This is a genomic window from Pasteurellaceae bacterium RH1A (genome assembly GCA_012221805.1).
Taxonomy (GTDB): Bacteria; Pseudomonadota; Gammaproteobacteria; order Enterobacterales; family Pasteurellaceae; genus RH1A.
Window position 1 is genome coordinate 1,762,435 of the sequence record CP015195.1, and the last position, 13,460, is coordinate 1,775,894.

Below are 13,460 nucleotides of genomic sequence, written 5' to 3' on the forward strand. Positions count from 1 at the left end.
CCGTTTTTTTTTGCAAGAAATAGGGGAATTTGAACCGCTTGTTGGGCAAGTTTAACAGGCTTAACACCTTGAATAATCAACCCTATTTGTTTACTATCTCATCAACTACAACAAGCGGGCAGATTTAAGTAAAAATTTGCAAAAGTTTTTAAATAGGCAGGAAAATTATGCAGAACAAAAATATAGAAATATATAAAACACTCACTCAAGATAAATATTTTGGCTACAAGGTTAAAATGGCCCTTGTTTTATTATCTCCCCAAGAAGCCTATGATATTTTGGAGGCTGAAAATCGCCAGCCCATGTTAAGAGAAGGAGAACCTTCCGCCATCTGGCAGCGTATTCTTAAAGATGAAATTTATGAAACCAAGGCCTGGTATATTCCTGACCATCTGAAACTTTGGGATAAAAGGTTTGGCAGCTTATTTAAGCGGCCTTTTTTTGCTTTTGATAGTGATGTGGAAGCCTGGACAGACATTTTGGAGTTTTACCTTAAGGTTTCAACCCCAAAAGCAGAGCATTTTCCCAATAGAAAAATTTACAATCAAGAATGGCAATTCTTTGCCGAATTGTTGGCAGTTGCCCAGAAAAACAATCATCCTTTATGCCACAAAGCCGAAAACCTTTTAAAAGAAAGAGGGCTACCTGAAAAAGTGTTAGAAAAGAAAAAAGCCGAATTAGAAAAATATCATTGTTTGGAATACACCGAAATCGGCATTGAGCACTTTTGTAGAACAACGAAATGGTAAGAGAATATCGAAAAGAAAACTCCCTTTTATCTATAAAAGGCATATAGGACAAAATAGTTGGTCTTTTTGCACTTTATGCCTCTATAGGACAAAAAAGTTGGTAAAGATTATTTTAACAGATCCTTACCAACTCTTTTTGTTCAAAAAGTCCTGTATAAACAAGATCTTATGCTTTCTTGTTAAACCGCTGTGCGGACGTAATTTGTCTTTTAGTTCCTTAAATAAACCTTCAATCCTATTTGTTGTCTTTTCAATATTTAATTCAGGATATTTCTCATAAGTAAAAATATATTCATAATAACGCTTAATACTCGCAGCAGCACTTCTTACACTTCGATGTTTATAAGGGTATTTCCCTTTTTCATTTGGTTTATCTGACCGTTCACTTAAAAACTCCTGGTGTTTTCTCTTCCATTCATATATTTTTAAATAAAATTCATTTTTAGAGCTGGTTTTAAGCGTCTTAATAATACTTTTTAATTCTCTTCCTGCATGTGATTGATGTTTCTTTCTCAATGCCCTCATTACGATTGCTACAAGATGAAACTGACACATCTGTGTTGGTGTATTGAACAAATCTTTTAAGAGGCCTCTACGCCCATCACAGGTAACTGATTGAATAATATAATTTCTTTCCCTTAAACGGTTCATGGCCTTCTTGTAATAGATATCTTTTTCTGTTTTGACTATTTGGTGATAAACCACCTTTTTTGTAGAGCTATCAATAAACACCATTACACCAAAATCTCGGTGAAAGAATGTTGTATCAATAATTAAGTTCAAGTATGTATTTTGAGGTTTATTTAAGGAGGATTTAGGGTGCTTCTCTAAATATCTTCGAATAGTTCGAGAAGAGCAAGAATATTTTTCTGCTAACTGTACTTGTGTTTGTTTTCCAGATGAATAATCAAGCCAAATTTTTTTCAGGATCTAATTTATTCTTAAAGGTAAATGTTTTATTACAGCTAAGACATTTGTAACGCTGTACATTATTTTGTTTGCCATACTTCTGGATCGGGGAATGTTGGCAGAAAGGACAGTTTTTTGTGCATATTTCAAAAAGAGGGCTTAAAGCCTTGTACTATAAGGCTTTAAGCCACTTTTTACCAACTATTTTGTCCTATATGCCCTATAAAATGCAGTGCAAAGAGATCAAAGGGAGAGGATATTTATCTTTAGATTTTAGGCCTTTAAGAGCTTATCCACCACTCGACTCACCGCAAAAAAAGCAAAGGTTGCGGTTACCATGGTCACTGCCCCGAAGCCATTAGCACAATTCATGGAAGCCGATACCTCACAATTTTCCCCCATTTGTGGGAAGATGAGAGGCTGGGTAGAAAAAACGCAGTCCACCCCAAATTTGCGTTTGGGGTTGGTGCTAAAGTTATATTCTTTGCGTAACAGATTACGCACTTTAGAAGCCAGCGGATCCTGGATGGTCTTGCTTAAATCGGTAATTTGGATCTGGCTAGGGTCGGTCTGGCCGCCTGCCCCACCGGTGGTAATCAGCTTGATCTTATTGTGTTTACAAAAGGCAATTAGGGCCGCCTTGACCCGCACACTGTCGATGGCATCAATCACATAATCGTAGCCCCGCATCAGATAATCGCTTAAATTATCTTGGGTCAGGAAATCATCAATGATTTCTACCTGGCATTCAGGGTTAATCTTCAGCACCCTTTCCTTCATGGCTTCGGTTTTGAGCTTGCCGATTTCGCCACTCATGGCATGGATTTGGCGGTTGATATTGGTCACGCAAATATCGTCCATATCAATCATGCTAATCCGCCCCACCCCTGAACGAGCCAGAGCCTCCACCGCCCAAGAGCCAACCCCGCCAATGCCGATCACACAGACATGGGCTTGCTTGAGTTTTTCCAGCCCTGCGGGGGTATAAAGCCGACCAATCCCGCCAAAGCGTTGGTCGTAGTTGTCTAGTCTTTCTGTCATTTTTTTGAGATAAGAAAAAAGAAAATCCCCCTTTGAAAAAGCAGGGGTGTCAAGTTCTATTGTAGGGACGCATTGCATGCGTCCGAGCGATATATGCGTTCTGATAAGGTTTGCGGACGCATGCAATGCGTCCCTACCAATCACATTAAATTGCTTATTTAGAACTTGACAGCCCTGCCTTGAAAAAAAAAGGGGGGGGGAATTTAACCTACTACAAGCGGGATAAAAATTACAAAATGTTGCAATCCCTCTCGCTGATTGCACTGCTGTAAAATCTCCCCTAGCCCCTCTTTTTCAAAGAGGGGGATCTGTTTTTCAGGTAGTTTAACTATTCCGCTTTTACAACAGCAACACCCAACTCCACCAAGGCCTTTTCATTGGCATAGCTTGGGGCTTCTGTCATCAAACAAGCCGCAGCGGTGGTTTTCGGGAAGGCAATCACATCACGGATGTTTTCTGTCCCCGTAATCAGCATAGTCAAGCGGTCTAAACCAAAGGCTAGGCCAGCATGTGGAGGTGTGCCGAACTTCAGGGCATCTAACAAGAAACCGAATTTTTCTTGCTGTTCTTGAGCATTAATGCCTAAGATTTCAAACACGGTTTGCTGCATAAGAGGGTTGAAGATCCGCACCGAGCCACCGCCCACTTCGTAGCCGTTAATCACCATATCATAGGCGTTGGCCACGGCATTTTTCGGATCGGCCTTGAGTTCTTCAGGGCTTAAATCTTTTGGCGAAGTAAATGGATGGTGCATGGCCGACCAGTTACCCTCATCATCTTTTTCAAACATTGGGAAGTCTACCACCCAAAGCGGTTTCCAGGCAGTTAAATCCGTTAAACCTAAATCCCGCCCTAATTTTAAGCGTAAAGCTCCCATGGCATCGGTGACCACGTTCCACTTATCTGCCCCGAAGAAGATAATATCGCCAGACTGGGCATTGACCCGCTCAAGCAAGGCCTTGATGACCTCTTCATTTAAGAACTTAGCCACCGGGCTTTGAATACCCTCAAGGCCGGCATTGATGTCATTGACCTTCATCCAGGCCAGGCCCTTGGCCCCGTAAATGCCCACAAATTGGGTGTATTCATCAATCTGCTTGCGGGTAATCTCTGCCCCATTTGGCACACGAATAACCGCCACACGGCCGTCTGGGTTATTGGCAGGTTCATTGAATACTTTGAACTCAACGTTTTTCAGAATATCGGCCACATCTACCAATTCCAGCGGGTTACGCAGGTCTGGCTTGTCTGAACCGAAGCGGGTCATAGCCTCTGTCCAGGTCATTTGTGGGAACTTGCCTAAATCGACATTGAGGCGATCCAACCACAAACCGTGGATCATCTCCTCCATCACTGCCCGCACTTCAGGGGCGGTCATAAAGGTGGTTTCCACATCGATTTGGGTAAATTCAGGCTGGCGGTCGGCACGCAGGTCTTCATCACGGAAGCATTTGACGATTTGATAATAACGGTCAAAGCCCGACATCATGAGCAACTGCTTAAAGAGCTGTGGTGATTGTGGCAGGGCGTAGAACTTGCCCTTGTGTACTCGGCTTGGCACCAGGTAGTCACGAGCACCCTCTGGAGTGGCCTTGGTCAGCATCGGGGTTTCGATATCCAAGAAGCCGTGATCGTCCATAAAGCGGCGGACAAAGCTGGTGATCTTGGCACGAGTTTTAAGGCGTTCTGCCATTTCTGGGCGGCGAAGATCCAAGTAGCGGTATTTGAGACGCTGTTCTTCGGTGTTGTTTTGGTTGAAGTCTAACGGCAGCACCTCAGCATTGTTGTAAACCAAAAGATCTTTTACCAAGACTTCGATTTCACCCGTTGCCATATCCTTGTTGATCTGGCTCTCATCACGGGCGATCACCTCACCCTTAATTTGCACACAGGCTTCTGCACGCAGGCTGGAGGCCACCTTAAAGAGGGCTTCATCTTTTTCATCAAAGAAAACCTGCACCAGGCCTTCACGGTCACGAATTTGCATAAAAATAAAGCGACCAAGGTTACGCACACGGTGTACCCAACCGCTTAAGGTCACGTTTTGACCAACCTGTTCACGGCGTAATGCACCGCAATAATGAGAACGCATCATATCTGTTTATCCTTTTGTAAAATCTGGAAAAAATTGTGGGAGATTATAGCCCAAAATTGCCGAAGCGTGCAGAAATTTGCAAAAAATTGGGGATTTAGGCCCGCTTGTTTCCAAGCAGGCTTGGGCTTTGGTTAGAGATCCTTGCGTAAGGAGACCATCACCTGGTCAATCTTAAAGTTTTCGGTGTCGATAATCTCAAACTTATACTTGTCGAAAAAGACAAAATCGGTCTTTTTGGGCACTTTTCGCAGCATATACATCATAAAACCGCCGATGGTTTCGTAGTTTTCATCATGGGGGAAGGCCTCAATATCCAGGGCTCGTTTGACATCTTCCAGCGGGGTTACCCCATCAATCAGCCAGGAATCTTCATCCCGGCGGACAATTTGTTCTTCTTCGCTAGAGACCAGCTCGCCCATGACAATGCTCATCACATCATTCAGGGTCACAATGCCCACCACTAGAGCGTATTCATTAACAATCACGGCGAAGTCTTCGCCAGTGGATTTGAAGAGCTCCAGCACCTCAAAGAGGGAAAGGGTATCAGGAATAAAGAGAGCCTTGCGGAGCAGGCGGTTGTCGGTCAGGGAAACCGCCTGTTCTGAATGCAGATAAAGGGTCAAGAGAGTGTGGGATTCCACATAGCCCAGGATTTTGTCCAGCCCATTGTCGCAAATAATCAGTTTGGAATGGGAGTTTTTGGCTAAAGTATCCAGCACGGCTTGGCGGTCGAAGGCCTTGTCTAAAAAGACGATATTCTCCCGGGTGGTCATGGTGGAGGTAACCGTGCGTTGCTGCATATCGAAGATGTTTTCGATCAGGTAATGCTCTTGAGCCTTGAGTACACCAGCCTCAGCCCCGGCATCCACCACGGCCACGATGTCTTCCGAAGTCATGCTCTCCTCCCGCACGGTGGAAATCCCAAAGAGGCGGAAGATGCCGTTGGCGATGCTGTCAAAAATCCAAACCAGGGGCTTAAAGAGCATAATGCTAAAGCTCATGATCCGCACTGTATGCAGGGCAACCATTTCAGGGTAGGTCATGGCAATCCGTTTGGGGATCAGGTCAGCAAAGATGATAAAGGCCGTGGTCACTAAAACGAAGGACAGGACGGAGGCCCCAGTTTCCAGCCAGGCCACATCGGTATAGGCACTTAAAAACTGGTAGAGATAGGGGCTGACAGCACTTTCGCCGAAGATACCGCCCAAAATGGCCACCATATTGAGGCCAATTTGCACCACGGTAATAAAGCGGCCTGGGTGTTCTTGCAATTTTAAGACCATTTCTGCCCGCTTGTCGCCTTCGTTAATCAGTTGCAGGAGCCGAATGCGTCTTGCCCCCGCCAAGGAAATTTCGGCAGAAGAAATGATGGCACTGATCACAATCAGGCCGATGATGATAAAGATGGTTTCGATAAGTCCCATGTTAGTGTCCACTTAATACTTTGGCCGGCTCCAACCTTGAAGCCCGAATGGCCGGATAGAGGCTGGCGACCAGGCTTAAAACCAGGGTGGCGACCAGCACATAGGCGATGTCTAGCCAGTGCAGCTCGCTGGGCAGGAAGTCGATAAAATAGACTCCATCTGAAAGCAACTTATGGCCTAACAGCCCTTCAACTCCCTTGATAAGCGCCGTTAAATTGAGCGAGGTCAGCACGCCTAGGATAATCCCGGCCACTGCCCCCTTCATGCCTGAAAGCAGGCCATACCAGAGGAAGATCTGCTGGATAAAGCGATTGTTGGCCCCCAGGGTGCGTTGGATGGCGATGTCGCCCTGCTTGTCCTTAACCGCCATAATCAGGGTGGAAATGATGTTAAAGCAGGCCACGCCAATAACCAGCACCATGGCAATATACATGACCGTGCGGATCAGGTTGATGTCGTTGTACATATAGCCGAACTTGTCGATCCAGGTTTGCACATAGAGAGGTTGTGGGTAGGTGGCCAGTTCGGGAAAGGCCAGCTGGCGAACCGCAAAGGGCTCTTTCACTGCCAGCTCTAGGCCTGAAATCTGGCCTGCTGGGTAGTCCAAGAGTTCCTGGGCCTTGGCAAGCGGAAGCAGGGCGTAGCTGTGATCTAATTGGCCGTCCAAACGCAGAATGCCGGTAACCGGCAGGCTAAAGCGTAGGGGCTGGGCCAGTTTGTTGTCCTCGCTGGCCTGGGGCAGTAGGAGTGTAACTTCATCGCCGGCTTCTACCTCTAGATCTCGGGCAATGCCAGCCCCCAAAATCAGCCCGCCCTCTTCCTTAAAGGCCTGCCACTGTGGGCCTGGAATAAACTGGCTAAGGCTACTTACTTCATCTTGTTTATCTGGCTCTACCCCTCGCACCTGGGCGATCTTGAGTTTTGAGCCGTTTTCAATCAGGCCCGTAAAGCTAACAAAGGGCGACACGGCCTGGACAAGCGGGTTGTTTTTGACCAAATCTTGCAAATGCTGGCTGTCCCCAATAGGCTGGTTCTGATTATTGGCATAGGACTGAATTTCGGCATGAGGCACAACCGACAGGATGCGTTGGTTAAGCTCCCGCTCAAAGCCGTTCATGGCACTCAGCCCCACAATCAAGACCGCCACGCCCAGGGCAATCCCGATGCTGGAGAAAAGGGATATGAGCGAAACCAGCCGATTTTTCTGCTTGCCCCGTTGGTAACGCAGGCTGATAAAAAATGGCGTATTCATTAGCCTTCCTCGCTTAAAACGCCATCCCGCATAACCAAGCGGCGGTCGAGCTTGTGGGCTAAATTTAGATCGTGGGTAACCAGCAAGAAGGCGATATTTTGCTCTTGATTGAGTTCTTTGATGAGCTCAAAAATACTTTCGGTAGTTTTCTGATCCAGGTTGCCGGTGGGCTCATCAGCCAGCACCAGGGCTGGGTTATTGACCAGGGCTCGAGCAATGGCCACCCGCTGGCGTTCCCCGCCTGATAAGGCTGATGGGCGGTGGCTCATTCTTTTAGCCAGGCCTACAGCCTGGAGCATTTTCTCTGCCCGATCCTGGGCCTCACGCTTGTTCTGCTTGCCAATCAGCATGGGCATCATCACGTTCTCAAGGGCGGAAAAATCGGCCATGAGGTGGTGGAACTGATAGACAAAACCCAGGTTCTGGTTGCGGAGCTGGGCCAGTTGGTTGGAGGACAGGCTTTGCAGGGACTGGCCCTTGATAAAGACCTGGCCAGAGCCGGGCTGATCCAGCCCGCCCAGGGTATGAAGCAGGGTACTCTTGCCCGAGCCAGAGGAGCCAACAATGGCCACCAGCTCGCCAGCCTTGATGTCAAAGGAAACCTCTTTGAGGATTTGGATTTGCTCCCCACCCTCTTGGTAGAATTTGCTGATTTTTTCACAGCGGAGTAGTTCGGTTTGGTTCATGTTATTTCCGTTTTTAACCCACATACAGCAAGCCATATTGAAGTGTAGCAACTGTATTCCAATAAAAATTGAAAATACAAAATCGTTAATTTATCGCACAGCTATCCCATTGCGAACCATCACGGACAATCGCATTTAAAATGGTTAATAGCTTACGCATACAGGCGTTAATCGCCACCTTGAACGCCTTGCCATTGGCTCGTAGGCGTTCGTAAAAAACCTTGAGTTTAGGCTCAAAGCGAACGGCAACAAAGGTCGCCATATACAGGGCATTGCGAACCATTTTACGACCACCAAAGCAGCGACTTTTTTGACGGCTTTCTCCGCTCTCTTTGGGGTGTGGTGCAACGCCAACCAGTGAGGCAATCTGCTTGTTGGTGAGCTTGCCTAACTCGGGTAACATCGACATCAAAACGGCGATGGTATTATTACCTAACCCTTTGATGTCTTTAAACTTTTTTGTGGTGTCCTCGAAGTGCTTGTTTTGCTCTTCAATGTCCTTATCCAGCTGGTCAATCTGCTGGCTTAGGTAGGCAATCACCGCTTCGACACTCGCCAGCTGGCTTTCGTGAACTTGCTCAAGGCGGTTTTTCTCCGCAGAGCGCATTTCCACGAGCTGGGTACGGCGTACCACAAGGGCTTCTAAACGCTCCATTTCGGGCGTAGGTGGCGTATAAAGTTGGTTTTCTACATCGCCACGAGTAGCCAACATTTGGGCGTAAAATGCCAGCATTTTCGCATCTTTTGTATCCGTTTTCGCTAAAGACTGCGACAAAGCAAACTGATTGGTTTGGCGTGGATTGGCAATGATGACCCGAAAACCTGCTCGGTGTAGAGCTTTGGCTAGGGGGATTTCCAAGCCGCCTGTACTTTCAAGTACGACCAAATCAACACGGCCTTCTTTGAGCTTGTTCAGATACTCAATAGTATGCTGAAAGCCTTTGGGGTTGTTGGTTTCGGTTTTGGTTTGTTTTTTATTGGACAAGCCAATTACGAAGTTACGTTTAGCAACATCAATACCGCAATAAATTTTGTGTTCGTTCATCATTAACCTGCCTTGCATTCGGTTTTAAGTCTGGCAACTGTTCGGTTTTGGTGATGGATACAATCTGCTCTCATTGCTACAAAACGAGTTGCTCTCTTGGGTGCGTACGAGATGCAGATTGTGGTGGTTTGTTGCTAGTGTACTAGATTTTTAATATACAAGGGTGCGTGTAAATGCACTCTACACTGGCTATCGGCATAAGTTACTTTTTGATATTATATCCACAGGTTTAGCATATTTAATGTAAGATATTGCTAATTCATACAAAAATAATAAAAAATCACTATTTTTTAATTTTTCCTTATAAAATAAATGATAATTGGGATAAAAATAATTTAGATCCATATGTTTATACATAAGATTTATTTGATTTTTTATATCTTCTAAAATATCAATGCCAATTTTCAATTCTTTTGGGATTTCTTCTAGAATTATTATAGCAAACCCACAATCATCCTTTGTTCTATAATAACTGTCATAATCAATGGTCTTAATTCCAGTAACAATTTCAAATTCATTAAATTCAACGTTTAATTCCCACTCTTCCCTCGAAAAGAAACTATTATGTGTTCGACTGTCATATATAGACCGTATAGAAATTAGTTTATTATCAAAATCTATTATAAAATAAAACTCATTAAATTCTATTACTTTTTCACCTGCACAAATTAATTCCCAAATTTTCATTTTAAAATCATAATTTGAGCGATAAAACCAACCAAGAAAATAATCAAAATGCTCAGGAGAATTTGGTTTAATAAGTTCTTTGTGGATGCACATTGCTTTCCCTATATTATTCGCCATCTGGAAAAGAGCTTTTCACTCTGCCCTTCTTTATGCCCACTCTATATCTTGATACAGCGCAGCTATTTTTGTCAATCTTAGGTAACGCAAGCCTCCAGGCTGGTGCTGAAAAAGCCTTAAGAAATAAGGCACCAGCGAGGACGCTGGCGCCATCAATTAGGCAATAGACTATACCCCATTCTTAATATTTTCCAGCACTTCCCAACGTTCAAAGGCCTGCTCCAGTTCCAGCTCCTTATCCGCCAATTTCTGTAACTGGCCTTGGGTGTAGGCTGGTTCTCGGCTGAAGAAGTCGGCTGAATTAACCTCGGCCTGTATGGCTTCAATTTCTGCCTCCAAGCCTTCCATCAACTCTGGCAGGGCCTCTAGCTCCCGCTGTTCCTTGTAGGATAATTTAACCTTCTTCTCGGCCTTTGCAGAATTTGAGGCTTTTTCAACCGCTTGCTTTACCTCAACAAGCGGGGCTTTTTTGCTGTTTTTTTGCAAATCGGCCTGGGTGGCGAAGTAGTTGGTCTGCTGCTGTTTGGCATCGAAATAGCCGCCCACATATTTATTGACCACGCCTTCGCCTTCAAAGATATAGCATTCTGTTACGGTGTTGTCGATAAATTGGCGGTCGTGGCTGACAATCAAGAGCGTGCCTTGGTAGTCGGCCAAGAGTTCTTCCAGTAGTTCCAGGGTTTCTACATCTAAGTCGTTGGTCGGTTCGTCCAGAATCAAGAGATTGTTGGGCTTGAGTAAGAGTTTGGCCAGCAAGAGGCGGTTACGTTCCCCACCAGACAAGGCCTTGACCGGGGTCATGGCCCGTTTGGGTGGGAAGAGGAAGTCTTGCAGATAGCCCAAAACGTGGCGTTTGACCCCGTTAAATTCGATGTCCTGCTTGCCATCGGCCACGTTGTCCATCACGGTTTTTTCAGGATCGAGGTCAGCCCGGTACTGATCAAAATAGGCCACCTCTAACTTAGTGCCACAACGGATAGACCCGCTGGTTGGCTCTAGTTGGCCTAAAAGCAGCTTGATAAAGGTGGTTTTGCCGCAGCCATTTGGCCCAACCAGGGCAATCTTGTCGCCCCGTTGAATGGTTGTGGTGAAGTTTTTGAGTAGGCTTCTGCCCTCAATTTCATAGCCGGCATTTTCCATTTCAAACACAATCTTGCCCGAGCGGGTGGACTGGTCGATTTGGATCTTGGCCGTGCCTTGCACCTCTCGGCGGTTGCGGCGTTCTTCCCGCAGGGCTTTCAAGGCTCTAACCCGGCCTTCATTACGGGTACGGCGGGCCTTGATACCCTGACGAATCCAAACCTCTTCCTGGGCCAACTTCTTGTCAAAAAGCTCATTTTGCAGGGCTTCGACCCGCAGGTTTTCTTCCTTGTCGATTAAATATTGGTCGTAATTGGTGTTATAGGAGACCAGCTTGCCTCGATCCAGATCGACAATACGGGTGGCCATCTTACGGATAAAGGCACGATCGTGGGAAATAAAGATGATCGATCCCTTAAAATCCAAGAGCAGATCTTCTAACCAACTGATGGCTTCTACGTCCAAGTGGTTGGTCGGTTCGTCTAAGAGTAGCACATCAGGATTAGCCACCAGGGCCCGGGCCAGGGCCGCCCGGCGAACCCAACCGCCCGAAAGCTCGCAGAGGCGGGTTTCAGGGTCAAGTTCCAGCATTTTAAGGGTGTCTTGAATGCGGTTTTCAAACTGCCAGCCGTTGGCATGTTCCAACTGGGCCTGAACCTTGGCCAACTCGTTCATCAGGCTCTCGCTGTAGTCGGTCAGCATTTGCTGGGAAATGTGGTGGTACTGCTTGAGAAGGTCGGCCAGGTGGGCAATCCCTTCCGCCACATAGTCAAACACGGTTTCTTGAATATGGCGGGGCGGATCCTGCTCCAGGCGGGTGACCACGATGTCTTTTTCAAAGATGAGCTTGCCATCATCCAGCTGAACTTCGCCGGCCAGAATTTTCATGAGGGTGGACTTGCCCGCCCCATTGCGACCAACCAAACAGACCCGCTCGCCTTGCTCAATATGCAGTTCGGCGTAGTCTAGGAGGGGATGGTCGCTAAAGGACAGGTATGCGTTGGAAAGGTTTAAGAGTGCCATAAATTCGGTTTAATAATTGAAAATAGGGCAATTTTAGCGAAATTTTGGCTTAAAGGGAAAAGCTATTCTTGTTTTTCTTGAGCAAAAGCCCTAAGATGTAGCCTCATCACTACTAAGGAGGAATAATATGACCATTATGACCAGCCGTGAATTTAATCAACGCCTCAGTCAAGCTCAAAAAGCAGCTTTGATTGAGCCTGTGATTATTACCAATCGTGGGGAGCCTGCTTTTGTACTTTTGAGTTATGCAGCCTATACAAAACAATCCAAATCAAGCCAAAATATTCTTGATATGTTAGCAGATACTGCTCCTGCCTGTGCAGATATTGAATTGGAGCTTCAACCTCGAAGCATTGGCCAACGTCCAGAGGTGGAATTTTAAGATGTATTTGCTTGATACCAATGTTATTAGCGAAATTCGCCGAGCTAAATTTGGCAAGTGCAATACTGGTGTGCTGGCTTGGATCAAGGGCATTCAACCTAGTCAAATTTATACCAGTACCGTTGTTTTAATGGAAATTGAGCGTGGCGTCTTGTCTATGGAGCGTAAAGATGTTCCTCAAGGGCAAATCCTACGTACTTGGTTTGAAGAACAAGTTAAAACTACCTTTAAAGATCAGACTTTTGGCCTTGATGAACAAACTGCCCATCTTTGTGCCCAGCTTCACATTCCCTACCATGCTCCCGAAAACGATGCTTGGATTGCTGCTACAGCTAAGCAGCATAATCTTATTTTGGTGACACGCAACATTAAGGATTTTGAGAACTTTGGCGTAAAGTTGTTAAATCCCTTCGTAGAATAAAGGTGCCTTAAAATGCACCCTACTTCTCATACCAAATCCGATTGATATAAAGCGTCACCTTGCCTGACGGGGTGATCACGCTGACCTCATCATCTACCTGTTTGCCAATCAGGGCACGAGCAACGGGGGAGTCGATGGAGATCCACTGCTTGGCAGGGTCGAACTCATCGCAGCCGACAATGCGGTACTGCTTGATGCCGCCCTCTAAATCTTCCAATTCCACCCAGGCACCGAAGAAGACCTTGCCCTCTTGGCTAGGGTTGTAGTCCACAATTTGCAGGACTTCCAAACGCTTGGTCAGAAAACGTACCCGGCGGTCGATTTCCCGCAGGCGGCGTTTGCCGTAGATATATTCCGCATTTTCACTGCGGTCGCCTAGGGCGGCGGCATCAGACACAGCTTGAGTGACCTTGGGCCGTTCTTCCTTCCAGAGAAATTTCAGCTCCTGATCCAGAGCCTGCCAGCCTGAGCGGGTAATGTAATTTGATTTTGCCATAAGTTAGAAAAACGAAAAAACCGCACGAAATCGTGCGGTTATGGGGGTTTGCA

General features: G+C 46.1%; 13 protein-coding genes. 3 read left to right on the forward strand and 10 right to left on the reverse strand.

Annotation, left to right across the window (positions count from 1 at the left end):
• Positions 1 to 167: 167 nt before the first annotated feature.
• Positions 168 to 749 (forward strand): hypothetical protein, encoded by a 582-nt coding sequence (locus A4G20_08260; protein QIW16327.1) that lies wholly within the window; start codon positions 168 to 170, stop codon positions 747 to 749.
• Positions 750 to 872: 123 nt separating this feature from the next.
• On the opposite strand, the gene A4G20_08265 is transcribed toward A4G20_08260, so the two are convergent.
• From A4G20_08265 to A4G20_08305, 9 genes are all read right to left on the reverse strand, one after another.
• The gene (locus A4G20_08265) at positions 873 to 1,484 is read right to left on the reverse strand and encodes a transposase (GenBank protein ID QIW16328.1); all 612 of its coding nucleotides are present in this window, start codon (positions 1,482 to 1,484) and stop codon (positions 873 to 875) included.
• Positions 1,485 to 1,931: 447 nt separating this feature from the next.
• Positions 1,932 to 2,699 (reverse strand): tRNA cyclic N6-threonylcarbamoyladenosine(37) synthase TcdA, encoded by a 768-nt coding sequence (locus A4G20_08270; protein QIW16329.1) that lies wholly within the window; start codon positions 2,697 to 2,699, stop codon positions 1,932 to 1,934.
• Between the two features lie 328 nt (positions 2,700 to 3,027).
• Positions 3,028 to 4,794 (reverse strand): aspartate--tRNA ligase, encoded by a 1,767-nt coding sequence (locus tag A4G20_08275; protein QIW16330.1) that lies wholly within the window; start codon positions 4,792 to 4,794, stop codon positions 3,028 to 3,030.
• A 131-nt stretch (positions 4,795 to 4,925) separates the two neighbouring features.
• Positions 4,926 to 6,218: a hypothetical protein gene (locus A4G20_08280; protein QIW16331.1), complete on the reverse strand. Its 1,293-nt coding sequence runs from the start codon at positions 6,216 to 6,218 to the stop codon at positions 4,926 to 4,928.
• 1 nt (position 6,219) lies between these two features.
• The gene (locus tag A4G20_08285) at positions 6,220 to 7,470 is read right to left on the reverse strand and encodes a lipoprotein transporter subunit LolE (protein ID QIW16332.1); all 1,251 of its coding nucleotides are present in this window, start codon (positions 7,468 to 7,470) and stop codon (positions 6,220 to 6,222) included.
• Positions 7,470 to 8,180: a lipoprotein releasing system, ATP-binding protein gene (locus A4G20_08290; GenBank protein ID QIW16333.1), complete on the reverse strand. Its 711-nt coding sequence runs from the start codon at positions 8,178 to 8,180 to the stop codon at positions 7,470 to 7,472. Before A4G20_08290 ends, A4G20_08285 begins: the two co-directional genes overlap by 1 nt.
• A 61-nt stretch (positions 8,181 to 8,241) precedes the next feature.
• Complete coding sequence (locus tag A4G20_08295) at positions 8,242 to 9,201, reverse strand: transposase (protein QIW16885.1); 960 nt, start codon at positions 9,199 to 9,201, stop codon at positions 8,242 to 8,244.
• 189 nt (positions 9,202 to 9,390) lie between these two features.
• Complete coding sequence (locus A4G20_08300; GenBank protein ID QIW16334.1) at positions 9,391 to 9,981, reverse strand: hypothetical protein; 591 nt, start codon at positions 9,979 to 9,981, stop codon at positions 9,391 to 9,393.
• Positions 9,982 to 10,173: 192 nt separating this feature from the next.
• A complete protein-coding gene (locus tag A4G20_08305; GenBank protein QIW16335.1) occupies positions 10,174 to 12,108 on the reverse strand; it encodes an ABC transporter ATP-binding protein in 1,935 nt (644 codons plus the stop codon).
• Positions 12,109 to 12,235: 127 nt separating this feature from the next.
• On the opposite strand from A4G20_08305, the gene A4G20_08310 reads away from it, so the two are divergent.
• On the forward strand, positions 12,236 to 12,490 hold the full coding sequence (locus tag A4G20_08310; protein ID QIW16336.1) for a prevent-host-death protein: 255 nt from the start codon (positions 12,236 to 12,238) through the stop codon (positions 12,488 to 12,490).
• 1 nt (position 12,491) lies between these two features.
• Positions 12,492 to 12,911: a twitching motility protein PilT gene (locus A4G20_08315; protein QIW16337.1), complete on the forward strand. Its 420-nt coding sequence runs from the start codon at positions 12,492 to 12,494 to the stop codon at positions 12,909 to 12,911.
• Positions 12,912 to 12,930: 19 nt separating this feature from the next.
• Here the strand turns inward: A4G20_08315 and A4G20_08320 are convergent, their stop codons facing one another.
• On the reverse strand, positions 12,931 to 13,407 hold the full coding sequence (locus A4G20_08320; GenBank protein ID QIW16338.1) for a transcription elongation factor GreB: 477 nt from the start codon (positions 13,405 to 13,407) through the stop codon (positions 12,931 to 12,933).
• Between the last annotated feature and the right edge of the window lie 53 nt (positions 13,408 to 13,460).